Here is a 17,208-nt window from a genome sequence, read left to right on the forward strand (position 1 = left end):
GTCGGTGGCTCAACCAGCGAGGTGCTGCGGCTCGGCCTGCCCCGGCTGATCCGCGGTGCGCAAGACGACCAGAGCGACAATGAGTGTCGTTGCGACCGCGATGCACACGGCGATGGTGATCAGCGACGGCACCGAGCGCGCCAGCGACAGCATGAGCGTCACCTCGACCGCGAGACCGACCCAGGTCACCGCGGCAAGCGAGGTGCGGTCCACCGCGATCGCCGACAACAGCGCTCCTTGCAGCACCGCGAGGATGGCGCCTTGCAGTGCGAAAACCCACAGCAGGCCCTCGATCGGCGCATAGTCTCGCCCCGCGAACAACGGTGCCAGCGGTGCCGCGACGGCCGCGCCGAGCACCGCGACCACCCCGATGCCGGACAGCACCGCGAGCGCATCCCGGATCGCACGCGCCGAATGCGTCGGCTGCGCCATCCGCGGGTACAGCACCACACCGACCGCCTGCGGCAACCAGAAGGCGATCTTCGCGGCGATGGCGCCCAGGGCGTACCGGCTGGCGTCCTCCTCGCCCAAGACGATCCGCGCAACGATCAGATCGGCCGACGACAGCGCCATCAATGCCGCCTGCGCCTGCGCGGCCCGCAGCACCGGGAGTACGCCGACGAAGCTCGGACCGCGGTCGACAGCGTCGAGTGCCTCGCGGTCGGTGCCCGACAGCGCGGGCGGTGATCCGACTACACACCGCGCGAAAACCGCCGCCGTGGCGATCCCGAGCGCCGCCGCGCACAAGGCAGCAGCCGCACCGCCACCCAGCCCGAGCACCGCAAGCGCGGGCGCGACCCGTGCCACGCCTGCCGTGCCGAGGACGACAGCCAATGCCCGAAACCGCCTGCCGCCCTGCAGCATGCCTTGCTCACCGGACAGCACCACCAACGCGGGCGCCGCACCGAGCGCGGCGGCCGACGCCGCGACTCCGACACTCAGTGCCGCCGTCACCAACGGCACCAGCACCGCAGCGACGACCGCAACGATCACCGCGCAGCGCCACTGCAATCCGCGCAGCGCCGCGACACTCGCGCCCCGCACCAACTCTCGTGCCACCACATTCTGCAAAGCCAGCGCAGGCACCGCACACAACAACTGCACCGCGAGCAGACTCGCGAACTCGCTGTAGCCGGTAACCCCCAGCCACCGCCCGGCCAGCAGCTGCAGCAGATACCCCGCCACATTGGCGGTCATCGCTCCCGCTGTCACCAACGTCAGATCCGCCACAACGGGTAGGCGACGGACATCAGGCACGCAGCAATCGTCCCACCTCACCGGCCATCACGCCCGCCCCGCCCCGGTCGTCGACACCCGCACCCACCCCGGCGGTGGCGAAGTATCGCCCACAACCCACACCCACCCCCGCGGTCGCGAAGTATCGCCCACAACCCACACCCACCCCCGCGGTCGCGAAGTATCGCCCACAACCCACAGCCCACGCCCCATCTGCCCCGGGCCTCGCACCCGGCACCGGCACCGGCAACCAGTAGTGGGCAATGCACCACAGTCCGCCCACAACGCTCGCCGCACCTGGACTTGCCCCGGCGACTCCGGAGGTCGCGACCGGGACGTAGGGTCGACAACCGTGAGCGACGGGCAGGCTCGGCACGACCGGTGGGCGAGGTTGGTCCCTGCCGGCTACAGCGCGATATTGGCGCTGCTCATCACCGGTCCGCTGCTCGGCTCCGGCTATCTGCTGCTGCGCGATGCGGTGAGCACGCCGCGTTCCTATCCGACGGACTCCGCTCTCGGTCTCGGCGACGCCGCTCCGCGGGCCGTCCCGCAGGACGCGCTGATCGCGGTGCTGTCACCGATCGTCGACGGCGGCCTGATCGTCAAGGCGATACTGCTCGTCGCGCTGTGGGCCGCCGGATACGGCGCTGCGATCCTGGCCCGCGAGCTGCTGCGGGTGACCACGGGCCCGCAACTGGTGGCGACCACCGTCGCGCTGTGGAACCCCTACGTAGCCGAACGCCTGCTGCAAGGTCATTGGAGTCTCCTGGCCGGATACGCTGTACTCCCTTGGACAGCGTTGGCCGCCTACCGGATTCGGTCATCCACGCATCTCCGCCGAGCGCGCGGCACCCGCCGACCCGACGATGCACCCCACTCGACCGATGCGCTCGGCCGTACCTTCCAGGTAAAGGGCGGAGGGCGAACGGCGTTCGGGCACTGGGGGGCGTTGGCCGCGTGCCTCGCCGCTGCTGGACTCACGCCGACGGGCGCGTTGCTGGCCGGGTTCATGGCATTTGTGCTGGTCGGACGCCGAAACATAATGCGAACGGTGGTGCTGCTGCTGGCCGCGTCCGCGCCGTGGTTGACGGCGACAGCGCTGTCCGCGGCCGGTTCCGAACCCTCCGACCCGGCAGGCATTGCCGCCTTCGCCGCCCGCGCCGAACCAGGCCTCGGCACACTCGGCAGCTTGGCCGGGCTCGGCGGCATCTGGAATTCGGATGCCGTTCCGAACTCCCGCACCACACTGCTCGCCCTCGTCGGCACCTTTTTCCTGCTCGCAGTTGTCGCGACGGGCATCCGCGCCGTTGTCGCTGGAAATACCTCTGCGGGAATCTATTTCATCGCCCACAGCCAACGCGCAGGCGTACAGACGCGGCGGCGACTGCTGGTCCTGGCCGCCGTCGCCATCGCGCTGCCCGCATTGGGCGCGACAGTGTGGGGCCGGGATGTGCTGGAGTGGCTCGTCACCTCGGTCCCCGGCGCGGGTCTGCTTCGCGACACCCAGAAATACGTAGCGCTCGCGATGCCCGCATATGCGCTGTGCGCGGCGGCTGGATGCAATGCCGTCGCCCAGTTGTTCGCATCGAAGGACCGCGCAGCGGCGAATCCCACACTGGCACAGCCGCATTGCCTGTCCACAGATGAGATGCCAAGGGCCGCATTCCCGCTGCGCTCCTCAGCTACAGCCGCAGTGGTATCTCGGACGGAACCAGCATCGGAACCAGCATCGGAACCAGCATCGGAACCAGCATCGGAACCAGCATCGGAACCAGCATCGACGAGCACGGTGACGAGGTCGTCGGAAGGGCGCAAGACTGCGGCCGTAATATCGCTGACCGCAACGATATTCATCGCGCTGCTGACCCTGCCGCTGTTCGACCTCGGATGGGGCGTGAGTGGCGCGATCCGGCCCGTGCACTATCCGATCGGGTGGCAGCGGGTCGCGGAGCGGATCGTTGGGCCCGGCGATGTCGCGGTGCTGCCCGGCGGCATGTTCCGCCGGTTTCCGTATAGCGGTCGCGCACCGGTTTTGGATCCGGCGCCACGGATGCTGCCCCACGATGTCCTGCAAACTGGCGAGCTTCCGGTGCACGGCCGCACCGTCGCGGGCGAAGGGGCACGCGCGCGGGAGGTGGAAAGTCTGCTGCTGCACGGCGGGACGGCAACAGACCTGGCAAAACTGGGCGTCGGCTGGGTCCTGCTGGAGCGCACCACCCCCGGCCCGCTCGGCGAGTCGAAAAATTCTCTCGCCCAGCTCGATCCGGTCTACAGCGACACCCATCTCGCGCTGTACCGAGTGCCCGAAGCCGCCGACCGGGACACCGAATCCCACTCCACACGCCGCACCATCTCTGCGGCCGCTCACCTCTTGTGGATCGCCCTACTCATCGGCGGCCTGCTCCTCGCATCCTGGTCACCTCGAACACCACAGCACCAGTAGCCGACCCGGCATCACCCGCGTCATCAGACGAGATGCACCTCGAGAGGCCATGCCTTCGAGTCACATCGAACTACCCGGCGAGACTTGATGAGTGGCACACCTCGGAGGCGCTTCTCAGCGCATCGCCACCACCCTTGTGCCGCACACCGATGGGCGTCGCCCGAGAATGGGACGAGCCAGAACACCGGCCGGGTGGGGAAGTCGGGTTTGGAGCGGATCCATCACGCCGAAGACCTGACGTCAGGGCCGAGCGTTCAGGCCGAGGCGCGTCCAGGCCGAGCGGGACAGTCACGGCCCGAGCTGGACAGTCACGGTCCGCAAGACTGTCGGCGACCAGCTGGACGGTTAGGGACCAGGTGGGAAGAGGCCGGAGGTGTGTTGACCTCTCGCGGCCGCGGCGAGGACTTGGTAGACGCCGTTTCCTGTTTGTTCCCAGGAGAATTCGTTGGCGCGGGCGCGGGCTTTTTCGCCCATGACGGTGCGGGCTTCGGTGTCGTCGATGAGGTCACCGACCGAGTCGGCGAGTTGGGCGACGTCGTCGACGAGCAGACCCGTCACGCCGTCGACGATGGAGTCGGTGAGGCCGCGGGAGCTGCGGTAGCCGATGGTGGGGACGCCGTGTTGGGCGGCTTCGATGACGGCCAGGCCCCAACCTTCTTTGCGGGAGGGCAGGACATGCACCCAGGCGTGGGCGAGCAACTCGTGCTTGCGGCGTTCGTCTACGTGGCCGTGGAAGGTGACCGCGTCGGCGATGCCGAGGTCAGCGGCGTTGGTCTTCAGGTTGTCGGCCCACCAGCCGTCGCCGATCACGTCCAGGTGCAGGCCGGGAATGCGGGTGCGCAGCCGGGCGACGACGGCCAACGCGTCTTCGATCTGTTTGTGCGGCACCAGGCGGGAGAGCACCACGATGCGGGGGTTCGGGGTGCGTGTCGCCGCGGCACCGGTCGGTGCGTCCGCGGGGACGGGCTCGGCGCCGTTGCGGACCACTGCGATACGGGACCGGTCGACCCCGAGCGTGGCGAGTTCCTCGGCCGAAGGCAGCGAGACGGTCAGGTATTGGTTGCGACGATGCGCCCGCGGGGACAGCCGCGACTCGATGAACCAACCGATCCGGCCGACAAGGCGACCGGCAACCGGCCATTGCTCGCGGTGCCCGTGATGGACGAGCACAACCGACGGCGCGTTGGTCGCGGCGGCCGCGAAGAACGGAATTCCGTTCTGGGTGTCGATCACCGCGTCGGGTCGCAGCCCGCGCAGCGACCCGACACCGAGCCTGCCGAGCGCGATGGCGGCCAGGGCCCACGGATACACGGAGTAGCGCCCGCCGGCCCGACTGATGTCGATGCCGTCGATGCGTTCCCGCTTCGGCGCTCCGGGATAACGGGCGGTTCGCAAGGTGACCTTGACTCCGCGGGCGGCCAGCTGGGCGCCGACCTGCTCCAGATACCGTTCGCTGCCGCCGCCCTGCGGGTGCCCGGTGTCACGCCAGCACAGCAGGAGGACTTCGCGCACAGTAGAGCTTCTCTCGGTCGGCAGGTCCCGATCGGGGACGTCGGATATCGCCCAACACCCTAACCTGTGCATGCGTCCACATCCTGCCCACCAGCCCTGGTATCGCGTATTGCCTCCTCCGGTGGCAGTGGTTGGAGCGAATTGCGGCGTTATGCGAGACTCACCGCCGTGCCGAGAGCTGAAAGTACGCCAGCGGAAGCCGCGGCGGCAGGCTCGCCGCGGCAGGCCGGGCGCGCCATATCCCGGTTTGCGCGGCGGGCGACATTGCGGCGGTCGATGCGGTTACTCAGCAGCTTCCGGTTCGAGCAGAGCGATCCCGCGCTGTTCTACGGCGAGCTGGCCGCCGACAGTGCGGCGATGATCGGCGACTTCTATGCCGACGTCACCGGAAACGGGTTACAGGACGCGACCATTCTCGATGTGGGCGGCGGTCCCGGCTATTTCGCCGACGAGTTCATCAAGACCGGCGCGCGGTACATCCCGGTAGAACCGGATCCGTCGGAGATGCACGCCGCCGGGTTGTCGGTGCCGGGTGCGGTCCGCGGGTCGGGGATGGCGCTGCCGTTTCGCGATGACGCGGTGGACATCTGCTTTTCCTCGAATGTGGCCGAGCATGTGCCGCACCCGTGGGCGATGGCCGACGAAATGGTGCGGGTGACCCGGCCCGGCGGGTTGATCGTGCTCTCCTACACGGTGTGGCTCGGACCGTTCGGCGGGCACGAGACCGGACCGTGGCACTACCTGGGTGGGGAGTACGCGGCACGCCGGTATCGGCGCAAGCACGGGCGGGAGCCGAAGAATCGATTCGGCAAGTCGATGTTCGCCGTCCCAGCGGTGGACGGATTACGTTGGGCAGCAAGCACTCCCGCCGACGTCCGGACGATCTTCCCGCGCTATCACCCGCGCTGGGCCTGGTGGCTGGTCCGCATACCGTTGCTGCGCGAGCTGTTGGTGAGCAACCTGGTGGTCGTCGCCACCAAGAGCCGTTAAGGCTGCCGCTCCAGCCAGCCGCGCCGCCAGCTGCGCCTGCCGCAGGTTCCGTACGACGACTCGCCCCAGGGCGATTCCTGAATGGCGAGGCCGACAGTCTCCAGCGTCGTTAGCGCAAGTAGGTCGGCCAGCATCTCCACAGTTGCCACCGCCTCCGCCGCCTGCATGGCCGCGGTGGCCTGCTCGATTGTCAGCGTGCGGCCCGGCAGGAACGAAACGACCCAGCCGCCTGTGCCAACGCTTTTAGCTTGATGCTCGGTTTGATCGCTCGTCATCAGCGACCGCCCGATCACTTGCACCGCCATGGCTCTGACTCCCCAACTGCGATATCGGTTCATGAATCGAGCGAGCTGATCAGTAGCTAAAGCATCCTCTTTCCAGCAACAGAACGCAATAGTGCGTTCTCTGAAAAGCGAACCGACAGGTTGGAATTCGCGCTGCTCAGCGCGACGATCGAGGAGAAAACTGGAACAGGTTACAGACAAGTGAGCCACAAAACTGTAACGTGTTCTCATGCACTACGACAGCTTGTTCATCGGCGGCCAATGGACCGCGCCAGCCGGCACCGAGCGGCTCCAGGTCATCTCGCCCGCCACGGTCGAGACGGTGGGCAGCGTCCCGGTGGTCGTTCGCGACGACGTCGACGCCGCGGTTGCCGCCGCCCGGCACGCCTTCGACCACGGCCCATGGCCGTCCACGCCGCCGGAGGAGCGCGCCCAGGTCCTCAGCCGCGCCGCGCGCCTGATCGAGGAGCGCTCCGCCGACCTGCTCGCCACGCTCACCGCGGAAATGGGCGCACCGGCGATGATCGCCATGACGCTCAACCAGATCCCCGCGGTCGCCGCGCTCGACGCCTACGCCGCACTGGCAAAGTCCTTCCCCTGGAACGAAACTCGCACCGGAGTGTTCGGCACCTCCCGGGTCTCGCGCGAGCCGCGCGGCGTCGTCGCGGCCGTGACCGCGTGGAACGTTCCGCTTTTCCTCGCGGCCAACAAGCTCGCCCCCGCGTTGCTGGCCGGCTGCACCGTGGTGCTCAAGCCCGCACCGCTGACCCCGCTGACCGCCAACAAGATCGCCGACATCTTCACCGAAGCCGGCCTGCCCGCCGGCGTGCTTTCGGTACTGCCCGCGGAGGCGGAGGCCGCCGAGTACCTCGTCTCGCACCCCGGCGTCGACAAGGTCACCTTCACCGGGAGCACCGCGGTCGGCCGTAAGATCGGCGCAATCGCGACCGGCCAGCTCAAGAGCGTGTCCTTGGAGCTCGGTGGCAAATCCGCCGCAATCCTGTTGCCCGATATGGATGTGGCCGCCAATATCCCGGTGCTCGCCTTCTCCGGCCTGATGAACAGCGGCCAGGGCTGCGTCGCGCAGACCCGCATCCTCGCGCCGCGCAGCCGGTACGACGAAATCCTCGAGGCGCTGGTCGAGCACGTGCGCACGATGAGGGTCGGCGATCCCACCGACCCGACGGTGATACTCGGCCCGCTGATTTCGGAGCGGCAGCGCGAGCGCGTCGAGGGCTACATCGCCAAGGGTAAGGAAGAAGGCGCGCGACTGGTGCTCGGTGGCGGCCGTCCCGCCGACCTGGATCGCGGCTGGTTCGTCGAGCCGACGATCTTCGCCGATGTGGACAACTCCTCGACCATCGCCCAGGAGGAAATCTTCGGCCCCGTGCTGTCGGTGATCCCCTACGACACCGAGGACGAGGCGGTGGCCATCGCGAACGACTCGGTATATGGCCTGGCAGGCTCGGTGTGGACGACCGATGTCGAACACGGTGCCGAGATCGCGGCACGGGTGCGCACCGGCACCTACGCGATCAATTGGTACGCCTTCGATCCCAGCTCGCCTTTCGGCGGATACAAGAGCTCGGGCCTGGGCCGCGAGAACGGCCCCGAGGGTCTCGACTCCTTTTGCGAGCAGAAGTCGGTGCTCATGCCGCTCGGCTGGACGGGGTGATCAACTCCCCGCCATGACCACCCGCAGCACGGGCTGGTGATCACGCCCCCCGACAGTCGGCGTGTCGACGATCTCGACGCGCCAGCCGGGGGGTAATACCGCCTGCAGTCGGCCGGCGGCTCGCCGCAGCGGCGTGCTCGCGGTCGCCGGCTCGATTCCGGCAAACCGGGGCGCCAGCCCACTGGTCTCCAGATTCGTCATGCTCCCAACCACCTCTCGCGCTTCGATGTCCTCGTTGGCCACGCGCATCGCGGAGCCACGAGTCGATCAGAGAAAGTCGATCAGCTAACTGTTGGCAATCAAAACGTAAGCCACCTACCGGCGAAACCTCACACTCCAGGCAACCACCCGAAGCGCGATCCGGCAAGCTTTCACAGCTACCGGTCCGCGACTATCTCGGCGAGCAGGACCCGCCATCGCGACCGTCTCATGGGAGGTTAGCGCATCCGTGCGTGACGGCCGCGCGCATTGCGCAGGCCCGCGCAAACCGGCCTGCCCGCACCCCCGCCGCCCCGGGTCATCGGCGCAACGACCTGCGATACCCCGCGGGCGTCGTGCCCGTCGCGGCGCGCAGATGCACCCGCATCGCGGTGACGCTGCCGAATCCGGATTGCGCCGCAACGACCTCGACTGGTAATTCTGTGGTTTCCAGCAATTTCCGGGCACACGCCGTGCGCTGCGCCTCCAGCCATCGTCGCGGCGTGGTGCCCACCGCCGTCTTGAATCGACGAATGAAAGTGCGCTCACTCATCAAGGCGTGCGCGGCCAGCGCCGAAACATCTGACACAGCAGCAGGATTCGCCGTGGCCCACGCCATGGTCGCGGCAAGCCCACCGCCGAAACCATTGGTGCTCAAGGCATCCGGGATGTACTGAGCCTGCCCGCCTTCGCGATGCGGTGGTGTCACGTTCCATCGGGCCAGCTCCGCTGCGGCGGCCGCGCCCAGCTCGCGGCGCACGATGTGCAGGCACAGGTCGAGACTCGCGGACAACCCGGCGGAGGTGAGAACGTCACCGTCGTCGATGTACAGCGCAGCGGGGTCGAGCTTCACCGCAGGAAACAGCTCGGCGAAATCATCACAGTAGGCCCAGTGCGTCGTCGCCGGCCTGCCGTCCAGCAATCCGGCCCAGCCCAGCACGAACGCACCGACACACACGCTGACCATGGTCGCGCCGCGCGCCGCGGCGGCCTGCAGCGCATCCAGCGCAGCGTCCGGCGGCGGCAACGTCGGCAAACCGATGCCGGGCACCACGACGATGTCCGCCTCCCCCATCACCTCCAGCCCGTGCGCGACGTGCAGATCGAATCCGCTCGGCGTCCACACCGGCCCCGGCCGCACTGAGCACGTCTCCAGCTCGAATCCGACCGCGACACCGAATTTTCCCGGCCCGTGCCGGAACGCCTGCACGATGCAACCCAGGTCATAGGTCATAACGCCGTCGAGCGCGAGTGCGACAACCTTCTTCATCGCCTCAGTTTGGCACGAATCCGAGTACTACTGGCATTCTCGCCACTCGCATTCAGGGTCTGCGGTTCTTGCCCGAGTTGATCGCGTCGCGGTATCTGCTGGTCTCGGCGCTACCGATCCTCGTCGCGGTGGTGTGCGGGACGTTCGCGGTGCCGGGGTTTTCGAACCGGAACGCGGCGGCAGACCGTGAGGCCGGCGTCACCGGATGACTCAGCCGGATGGCTGCGACGGTTCGTGAGAATGCCTAGGGCAGAGTGGATTGCTACAGTCTCGGCTGTGCGCACAGTCACTTCCAAGGTCCGTATCGAAGCCCCCAGAGAGATCGTGTGGGCGGTGCTGACCGACCCCGAATACGTCAAGCAATGGCAGTACGGCAGCGTCTTGAGCACTGACTGGTCCGTCGGCTCGCCGATTCGTTTCACCAACGAGTGGGACGGCACAACGTTCGAACAGTGGGGCAGCGTGCTCCTCGTCGATGCCCCCGCGCAGCTGCGGTACTCGCTGTTCGCTCCCCGCCCGGACCTCGAGGACAAGCCGGAGAACTACTTCACGATGGACTATGGGCTCGAGGACGCCGTGGGCGCAACGGAGTTGACGATCACGCAGGAAGACCCCCGCGAGAATGCCGGCGACGAGGACGAAGGCGAGGAGGCAGAGAGCCCCGTGCTCGCGGCCTTGAAGAACCTTGCCGAGTCGGTGGCGGTGAACCAGCAGGCCTGAGACCCGCTCGGTCGGCCCGGCATAGGAAGCGAGCAGCGTGCAATGGGTGATGGCCTACGACGCCATCACCTTGACGCTGAACAGTGCTGCGCCGCACAGGGATGCCGGAACCCATGGGCCAAGCGGTCCGCTGCATCGGCTGACCTGAGCACGCGCGTACCGCATCGACAACGACAAGGCCGGAAGGTGCACCGTGGCGGCTGCACCCAGCGCCGGAACTTCGTCCAGGCTTTTCGCCGTGCGGATTGGCGTAAACCCGAGCGTTACTGGCATTTCCGCCACTCGTCGGTAGTCCGCTCAGCGGCTTCACTGAACAGCGAGAAGCGTTCGAGGAGAAGGAGGGCAACGTGGGTGCGCCTGCTGGGATCGACTGGGAATGGGCGACGCGGACCGGAGGGACGCTCTCCGGAGCACAGCACCGACAGTTGGCGGTTGAACTGGCGCGGACGCTGCCGAAACTGAGTGGTGCGCAGCTCAAACGCGTGCTCGGAAGACACGGCACCGGGCGGCTGGAGTTCGCCGGGTTGCGGGTGCCCGATTCGAAACTCGCCAAGGCGGCGGAAACCGAAGCCCGCGAATCACTTTCGATTCACCTGCTCGAGCATTCGTATCGCACCTATTTCTTCGGGCGGGTGCTCGCCGAGCTCGACAGTATTCGCTACGACGACGAATTGGTTTATGTCGCCTGCCTGCTACATGATCTCCAGCTCGAAAGCCCCACTCCGGGAAGGTGTTTCGCGGTAACAGGTGGCGAACGAGCGGCAGCGTTCGCGGCGCGCGAGGGCGCGGATCCGGAACGCGCACAGGAAATCGGAGCCGCGATTGCCGCACACATCACCCCTGGTGTCGCCAACGATCTGAGCGATCCCGGCGGGTTCGTATCCGCGGGCGCCTCGGTGGATGTGATCGGGGCGCGCTTCCCGGAACTGGCCCCGGACTGGGTCACGCAACTGTTGCAACGGCATCCGCGTCACGATGCGAAGCGTCATCTGATCGCCGCGTTCAAGGCCGAGGCCGAAGCCGTACCGAAGGGCCGCACCGCCTTGCTGAACAGTGTCGGCTTTCTGCAACTCGTCCGGATGGCTCCGTACTCCGAATAACCTGCCGGATAAACGAATTCGCCCGCACCATTGACGAAAATGGTGCGGGCGAATCAGTTTCGGGGCGCTATCAGCCCAGACGCTCCTTCAGCGCCTCGAACTCGTCGCGCACGCCGGAAGGCAGTTTGTCGCCGACGAACTCGAACCACTCCTCGATCAGCGGAATCTCCTTGCGCCACTCGTCGGCGTCGACGGCGAGCGCCTCGTCGACGTCGGCGGCGTCGACCTCGAGACCCACCAGGTCCATCTGCGCCGCGGTGGGCACGTTGCCGATCGCGGTCGCCTCGGCCTCGGCCGAGCCCTCGATGCGGCCGACGATCCACTCCAGCACGCGGGAGTTCTCACCGAATCCCGGCCACAGGAAGCGGCCGTCGGCGCCGCGGCGGAACCAGTTGACGTAGAAAATCTTCGGCAGCTTGTTCGCATCCGCGTTCTTGCCGACGTTGATCCAGTGGTTCAGGTAGTCACCGACGTGGTAGCCCATGAACGGGATCATGGCCATCGGGTCGCGGCGCACGGTGCCGACCTTGCCCTCGGCCGCGGCGGTCTGCTCCGAGGAGAGGGTCGCGCCCATGAAAACGCCGTGCTGCCAGTCGAAGGACTCGGTCACCAGCGGGACCGTGGTCTTGCGGCGACCGCCGAACAGGATCGCCGAGATCGGCACGCCCTGCGGGTCGTCCCACTCGGGCGCCAGGATCGGGCACTGCGACATCGGCGTGCAGTAGCGCGAGTTCGGATGAGCGGCGAGGGTTTCGGTCTCCCGCAGGTGCCAGTCGTTGCCCTTCCAGTCGATCAGGTGATCGGGCTCGCCCTCCAGGCCCTCCCACCACACGTCGTTGTGGTCGGTCAGCGCGACGTTGGTGTAGACGGTGTTGCCCGCGTTCATGGTGGCCATGGCGTTGGGGTTGGAGCTGTAGTTGGTGCCCGGCGCGACGCCGAAGAAGCCGAACTCCGGGTTCACCGCGTAGAGGCGGCCGTCCTTGCCGAAGCGCATCCAGGCGATGTCGTCGCCGAGGGTTTCCGCGCGCCAGCCGGGAACCGTCGGCTGGATCATCGCGAGGTTGGTCTTGCCGCATGCGCTCGGGAACGCGGCGGCGATGTAGTAGGCCTTGTTCTCCGGGGAGATCAGCTTGAGGATCAGCATGTGCTCGGCCAGCCAGCCCTCGTCATGGGCCATGGCCGAGGCGATGCGTAGCGAGTAACACTTCTTGCCGAGCAGCGCGTTGCCGCCGTAGCCGGAGCCGTAGCTCCAGATCTCGCGGTCCTCGGGGTAGTGGGTGATGTACTTGGTGTCGTTGCACGGCCACGGCACGTCGGCCTGGCCCTCGGCCAGCGGCGCGCCGACGGAGTGCAGCGCCTTCACGAACGGCTTGTCGGTGCCGAGCTTCTCCAGCGCGGCGGCGCCCATCCGGGTCATCACGCGCATCGACACGACCACGTACTCGGAGTCGGTGATCTCGACGCCCAGCTTGGGGTCCTCGGCGCCGAGCGGGCCCATGCAGAACGGCACCACGTACATGGTGCGGCCCTTCATCGAGCCGCGGTACAGCTCGGTCATGGTCGCGCGCATCTCGGCGGGGTCGACCCAGTTGTTGGTCGGGCCCGCGTCGGCCTCGGTCTTCGAACAGATATAGGTGCGCGACTCGACTCGAGCCACGTCGGAGGGGTCGGAAAGTGCGAGGAAGGAGTTCGGCTTCTTCTTCTCGTCGAGTCGCTTGAACGTGCCCGCCGCAACGAGTTGGTTGGTCAGCCGATCCCATTCGTCATCGGAACCGTCCGCCCAGACCACTCGCTCCGGCTGAGTGAGTTCTGCGACTTCCTGTACCCAGGCGAGTAGTTCGCTGTGCTCGGTCGGCGTTTTGCCGTCGGATCCACGAAGACCAGGAATGGTCGCTGAGGTCATGAAAAACTCTCCTGAGATGGGCGGCTCTACGATGCTTCCGTCTGGCCTCCAGGCCCATGACCAGCGCGAACACACCGAGCGCCACCATTGGCGGGAAGGCACCCGCTACGACCAGTCGAATGCACGTCCCGGCTGGACGGCGTACATGGACGAAGCGGACGCCCAGGTTCCTGATTAGAGGTTAACGCGATGTGACGACCAGTACGGAATCGGGTACAGATCGGGTTGTCTCTCGAGTACCCAATAGATACCGATTCACTCTGGCGAAATCCGCCGATCGATGATCTCGATATCGCGTTCGCACGCGGCGAGTTGTCCGGGTTGTTCGGCAGCGGTCCGTCGCAAACGCGCCTCCAATTCGGCAACGCGGCGATCGGTCTCGACGATTCGCGCGGTGCTCGAACGCACCACGCGATCGGCGAGGGTGGTCTCCATTTCCACGAGCGCGGTCGCCGCCCGCTGCTCGAGCTGGGCTTTCACATTGACCAACGCGTCCGACACCCATTGCCTGACGTGCGCGCGGTCGGCAACCTGTCTGCGCGCTCGCACCACCCAGCCCGCCGCGCCTGCCCCGAGCAAAAGCGTCACCGGCACGCTCGCGACGTCCAGCGTCGACACCAGCGCGAGTGGCGAAACCAACAGTCGGCCGAGGCCGACACCCGCCGACGCGCCGAGCGCGATCATGAGGTGATCTTCGACACCTCGGTGCCGCGGTTCCGGGTCAGGGCCCACCCGGGGTGCGGGATCACGCCGCCGGGCGGCCGGCTCGACTGTCGAACCGTCGACCCGCACAGCCAGCTCGGCCAGCCTCCGCTCGACCTCCAGGTCCACAGCACCGGTCAGCTCGGTCACCGCCTGCTGCAACCGGTCCGGATAGTCGCCCAGCTGGGACGGGCGCATTCGATCGAGTTCGCCACGCGCGGCGGTGTGCAGCGCCCGCACCCGAGAGCCGACATCGGTCATCAGGTCGACCCTGGCCAGGTGCAGTTGGCTGCGCAGCGTCGACAGCACCGTCGCCCGGCCACCGTCGCGGCCCGCGAGCAGCGTGGTTCGTTCTTCCCGCCACTGCGCGGGTTCGGCGCCGGAACGCAGCGCCGCGACCTGATCCACCACCCGCTGGCGGGTATCGGCCAGCACTCGGGTGGTGACGGCCGCGAGCCTGCCCTCGCTATCGGCTTCGGCACCCGCGGATGCCGCGGCGAGTTCGGCGTGCAGTGCAGTCAGTCCGGAGCGATCCAGCAGGCCGGCGTCGCCGCCCGCGCGGGCCGCCACCGCGAGCCGGGCCGAGACCGGCACGATATCCAGGTCGGCAGCGCCCTGCGCGGCGAGCAGTTCGAGATTGTGTGCGCGGACCGAGCGCCAGTCCTGATAGGCGTGGATCCCGTTCATCGCGAGCAGGATTCGAGCGCCGTCGGCACGCAGCCGTTGCACCAGCCGCAGCGTATCGGCGCCGAGTGAGCTGCCCGCGTCGAGCAGGATCAGCGCGACCGCCGCGGGCGCCACCCCCGACGGGGAGGTTGTTTCGACGGCCGCGCTCGCGTCGGCCACCGGATCCGACAGCAGGATCCGAGGCTCGAACCGCGCCAATTCGGTGCGCAACAGCGTGGTGTTGGCGTCATTGGGCCCGATCAACGTGACCGCCGATGCGCCGCCGGTTCCGACAACGGCGCGCATGAGTGCCATGCCCTGCGGATTCCACCGCGCAACCACTGCCTCGACATCGGGCGGCAGCGGCGGCGCATCGGGCGCGCGCGATGTCTGCGGCTGATCGGCCGGTGAAAGTGCCTGCTCCGGTTGCTCAGAGTCCGGCACTGCTCATCCGCTCCCATAGTCGGATGTAGCAGTTGTGGACGCGCAGGGCGGCGCGACGGGCAGCGGGCGACATATCGCTGGAGACAACCGCCCGCCAGCGCGCGGCCCTGGCCAGCGCGTCGTCGGCATCGGCGGGCGAGGGCGAACGGTACCCGGCCGCAAGGTGCGCGACATCGGGGCAGGCGAGTCCGGCGCACAGACCCATCCACAGCGCGTCGTCACCGAAGAGATAGTCCTCGAGGATGTCGCGGGCGTGGCCACCTTCGCCGGGCACCGCGGCGGCCGCGAGCCGGGCCAGCTCGTCGAGCAGCACGCCACCGCGCAGCGCCGAAACCTGCTCGTAGCGGCGGTGCAGGGTCTGGTGCAGCGCGTCGATGCCGCTCACCGCGTGCAGGATTTGCAGCAGGGCGTGCGGGGTGAGCTCGGGGTCCTGGCGCAGTGCGATGAGTGCGGAGCTCACGCCGTAGAGATCCCAGCGGTGCAGTAACTGCTCCCGTTCCGCGACATCGGGCCCGGCCGATGGCGAGACGAACAGATCGGGAGACAGCGTCAGCGCGGGATCGGTGGCGCCTGCCAGTCGTTGCAGCGTCGCCATATCGGCATCGTTCAACGCGCCGGCCCTGGTGCGCACCGCCAACGAAGCAACCACCGGCAGCGTGAGAATGCCCAGCTCTCTGCTGTATTGCTCGGCGGCGGCGACTGCATCGCCCCAGCGCGAACCGACCGCGTCGGCCTTGTTCAACACCACGACGGTGTGTTCGGGCGGCAGGGTGGCCAGGATGCGGCGGTCGGCGGGCAGCGGTGCGCCGGAGAGGACATAGACGATGATGTCGGCGTCGAGCACCGGGTCGGACGCGCCCGGTTCGTCCACCGGACCGGTCTCCACTGCGGACATGAGCGCCAGCGCATGCAGGACCGTACTGCGGCCGGCGTGCGCGCGACCGGTCACCTGGATCCGCGGCGGCCTGCGCCACCGAGCGCTGACTACGCCGACCTGATTCGACAGCTGCGGATCGTTGCCTGCGCCCGAGCGCAGCATGGCGATCAAATGGTCGAGTTGGTCGAGTTCACGCGCGGGTCCGCCGGGTCGGGCGGCAGGCCCGTTGGTTTCGGTGGCTGTCGACATAGCTGCACACCCCCTTTACGGTGCGCAATTCTGTCAGACGCCGGGCCGGAAGACGGTGCGGACCGCTCAGCTTCCGCTGAAGTATTTGTTCGCGGTGCGCACGGCCCAGTTCGGTGCGTACTTGGCGGCGACGGCGAGCACCTTTGCCTGGGTACCGATTTCGTAGTGCACCCTCGGCAGCCGTCCACGTTTGCGGGTGACTTCCCAGATGCCGGAGGCGACATCTGCTGCGGTGAGCCGCACGCCGAACGACTTCGTCGACGCGGTCTCCATACCGTCCACCATCGCGGTCGCCACGAACAACGGCCACACCGCAATCACCCGGATATCGTGCCGCTCCCATTCGAGATCCAATGCCTCTGTGAGGCTCTTGACCGCGGACTTGGTCGCGCCGTAGCTGGCGAGCTGGGGTTGGCCGTAGATCGCCGATGCCGAGCACAAATTCACCACCTGCGCGCCGGGAGTGGCCCGCAGCAACGGGAACGCCGCGTGCGTGCCGTTGATGACGCCGCCCAGATTGACATCGACGATCGCCTGATGGGTGGCCAGATCGATGGACTCGAAGGGACCTGCGCGCAGGATCCCCGCGTTGTTGATCAGGATGTCGAGCCGGCCCGCATCGGCGGCGAACTCCGTGAGCCGCTCGGCCCAGTGGGTGTTGTTGGTCACATCGAGCACTCCGGTTCGCACAGTGCCGCCTGCGCCCGTGATGTCACCCGCGAGCCTGGTCAGCCCCACCTCGTCGATGTCGTAGGCGCCGACGTGATACCCGTGCGCAGCGAAAAGCAGCGCCGTCGCCCGCCCGATTCCGGCCGCCGCGCCCGTGATGATCACCGTCGGTCCGCTCATGTCGGGGAGTCTAGTGCGGTGCCGAGCCCCCTCCCAGGTGCTTCACAGAGTTAACGTCGTTCGCTTACGCTGCTGTGATGGTCGGCACCA

15 protein-coding genes are annotated in these 17,208 nt (G+C 67.6%); 6 read left to right on the plus strand and 9 right to left on the minus strand.

The window, feature by feature from the left end:
• Positions 1-9: 9 nt before the first annotated feature.
• Positions 10-1,197 carry a polysaccharide biosynthesis protein gene (locus ACLMAL_RS25730; RefSeq protein WP_412001499.1) on the minus strand — a complete coding sequence of 396 codons (1,188 nt, stop codon included), beginning with the start codon at positions 1,195-1,197 and terminating at the stop codon, positions 10-12.
• A gap of 391 nt (positions 1,198-1,588) precedes the next feature.
• Here ACLMAL_RS25730 and ACLMAL_RS25735 point away from each other — a divergent pair, with 391 nt between their 5' ends.
• Positions 1,589-3,679, plus strand: a complete 2,091-nt coding sequence (locus ACLMAL_RS25735; protein ID WP_412001422.1) for a hypothetical protein — start codon at positions 1,589-1,591, stop codon at positions 3,677-3,679.
• A gap of 345 nt (positions 3,680-4,024) precedes the next feature.
• Here ACLMAL_RS25735 and ACLMAL_RS25740 read toward each other — a convergent pair whose 3' ends face one another.
• Positions 4,025-5,191: a glycosyltransferase family 4 protein gene (locus tag ACLMAL_RS25740; protein WP_412001423.1), complete on the minus strand. Its 1,167-nt coding sequence runs from the start codon at positions 5,189-5,191 to the stop codon at positions 4,025-4,027.
• Between the two features lie 276 nt (positions 5,192-5,467).
• Here ACLMAL_RS25740 and ACLMAL_RS25745 point away from each other — a divergent pair, with 276 nt between their 5' ends.
• Positions 5,468-6,181: a methyltransferase domain-containing protein gene (locus tag ACLMAL_RS25745; protein WP_412001500.1), complete on the plus strand. Its 714-nt coding sequence runs from the start codon at positions 5,468-5,470 to the stop codon at positions 6,179-6,181.
• Here the strand turns inward: ACLMAL_RS25745 and ACLMAL_RS25750 are convergent.
• Complete coding sequence (locus ACLMAL_RS25750) at positions 6,178-6,486, minus strand: hypothetical protein (RefSeq protein WP_412001424.1); 309 nt, start codon at positions 6,484-6,486, stop codon at positions 6,178-6,180. The two genes, ACLMAL_RS25745 and ACLMAL_RS25750, sit on opposite strands and share 4 nt — an antisense overlap.
• Positions 6,487-6,694: 208 nt before the next feature.
• On the opposite strand from ACLMAL_RS25750, the gene ACLMAL_RS25755 reads away from it, so the two are divergent.
• Positions 6,695-8,140, plus strand: coding sequence for an aldehyde dehydrogenase (locus ACLMAL_RS25755; RefSeq protein WP_412001425.1), 1,446 nt, complete (start codon positions 6,695-6,697; stop codon positions 8,138-8,140).
• On the opposite strand, the gene ACLMAL_RS25760 is transcribed toward ACLMAL_RS25755, so the two are convergent.
• Positions 8,141-8,341: a hypothetical protein gene (locus tag ACLMAL_RS25760; RefSeq protein ID WP_412001426.1), complete on the minus strand. Its 201-nt coding sequence runs from the start codon at positions 8,339-8,341 to the stop codon at positions 8,141-8,143. It lies immediately after the preceding gene.
• Positions 8,342-8,657: 316 nt separating this feature from the next.
• Complete coding sequence (locus tag ACLMAL_RS25765) at positions 8,658-9,608, minus strand: GlxA family transcriptional regulator (protein ID WP_412001427.1); 951 nt, start codon at positions 9,606-9,608, stop codon at positions 8,658-8,660.
• A 68-nt stretch (positions 9,609-9,676) separates the two neighbouring features.
• On the opposite strand from ACLMAL_RS25765, the gene ACLMAL_RS25770 reads away from it, so the two are divergent.
• From ACLMAL_RS25770 to ACLMAL_RS25780, 3 genes are all read left to right on the plus strand, one after another.
• Positions 9,677-9,817: a hypothetical protein gene (locus tag ACLMAL_RS25770; protein ID WP_412001428.1), complete on the plus strand. Its 141-nt coding sequence runs from the start codon at positions 9,677-9,679 to the stop codon at positions 9,815-9,817.
• Between the two features lie 67 nt (positions 9,818-9,884).
• Positions 9,885-10,328 carry an SRPBCC family protein gene (locus tag ACLMAL_RS25775; RefSeq protein WP_412001429.1) on the plus strand — a complete coding sequence of 148 codons (444 nt, stop codon included), beginning with the start codon at positions 9,885-9,887 and terminating at the stop codon, positions 10,326-10,328.
• 266 nt (positions 10,329-10,594) lie between these two features.
• Positions 10,595-11,428, plus strand: a complete 834-nt coding sequence (locus tag ACLMAL_RS25780; protein ID WP_412001501.1) for an HD domain-containing protein — start codon at positions 10,595-10,597, stop codon at positions 11,426-11,428.
• Positions 11,429-11,498: 70 nt separating this feature from the next.
• Here the strand turns inward: ACLMAL_RS25780 and ACLMAL_RS25785 are convergent, their stop codons facing one another.
• The 4 genes from ACLMAL_RS25785 to ACLMAL_RS25800 form a co-directional block, all read right to left on the minus strand.
• Positions 11,499-13,331 carry a phosphoenolpyruvate carboxykinase (GTP) gene (locus tag ACLMAL_RS25785; protein ID WP_328407262.1) on the minus strand — a complete coding sequence of 611 codons (1,833 nt, stop codon included), beginning with the start codon at positions 13,329-13,331 and terminating at the stop codon, positions 11,499-11,501.
• A 255-nt stretch (positions 13,332-13,586) separates the two neighbouring features.
• The gene (locus ACLMAL_RS25790; protein WP_412001430.1) at positions 13,587-15,143 is read right to left on the minus strand and encodes a hypothetical protein; all 1,557 of its coding nucleotides are present in this window, start codon (positions 15,141-15,143) and stop codon (positions 13,587-13,589) included.
• Positions 15,130-16,269, minus strand: a complete 1,140-nt coding sequence (locus tag ACLMAL_RS25795) for a hypothetical protein (protein WP_412001431.1) — start codon at positions 16,267-16,269, stop codon at positions 15,130-15,132. The genes ACLMAL_RS25790 and ACLMAL_RS25795 overlap by 14 nt, the downstream gene beginning before the upstream one ends.
• 66 nt (positions 16,270-16,335) lie before the next feature.
• Entirely contained in the window at positions 16,336-17,118 is a 783-nt protein-coding gene (locus tag ACLMAL_RS25800) for an SDR family oxidoreductase (protein WP_412001432.1), read from the minus strand.
• Between the last annotated feature and the right edge of the window lie 90 nt (positions 17,119-17,208).

Source organism: Nocardia sp. CWNU-33, from assembly GCF_046764895.1.
GTDB lineage: Bacteria > Actinomycetota > Actinomycetes > Mycobacteriales > Mycobacteriaceae > Nocardia.

Coding starts and splice junctions, on each gene's coding strand:
- ACLMAL_RS25730 (WP_412001499.1), bottom strand. CDS start 1,197: ATGACCGCCAATGTGGCGGGGTATCTGCTGCAGCTGCTGGCCGGGCGG.
- ACLMAL_RS25745 (WP_412001500.1), top strand. CDS start 5,468: ATGCGGTTACTCAGCAGCTTCCGGTTCGAGCAGAGCGATCCCGCGCTG.
- ACLMAL_RS25750 (WP_412001424.1), bottom strand. CDS start 6,486: ATGGCGGTGCAAGTGATCGGGCGGTCGCTGATGACGAGCGATCAAACC.
- ACLMAL_RS25755 (WP_412001425.1), top strand. CDS start 6,695: ATGCACTACGACAGCTTGTTCATCGGCGGCCAATGGACCGCGCCAGCC.
- ACLMAL_RS25760 (WP_412001426.1), bottom strand. CDS start 8,341: ATGACGAATCTGGAGACCAGTGGGCTGGCGCCCCGGTTTGCCGGAATC.
- ACLMAL_RS25765 (WP_412001427.1), bottom strand. CDS start 9,608: ATGAAGAAGGTTGTCGCACTCGCGCTCGACGGCGTTATGACCTATGAC.
- ACLMAL_RS25785 (WP_328407262.1), bottom strand. CDS start 13,331: ATGACCTCAGCGACCATTCCTGGTCTTCGTGGATCCGACGGCAAAACG.
- ACLMAL_RS25795 (WP_412001431.1), bottom strand. CDS start 16,269: ATGTCGACAGCCACCGAAACCAACGGGCCTGCCGCCCGACCCGGCGGA.
- ACLMAL_RS25800 (WP_412001432.1), bottom strand. CDS start 17,118: ATGAGCGGACCGACGGTGATCATCACGGGCGCGGCGGCCGGAATCGGG.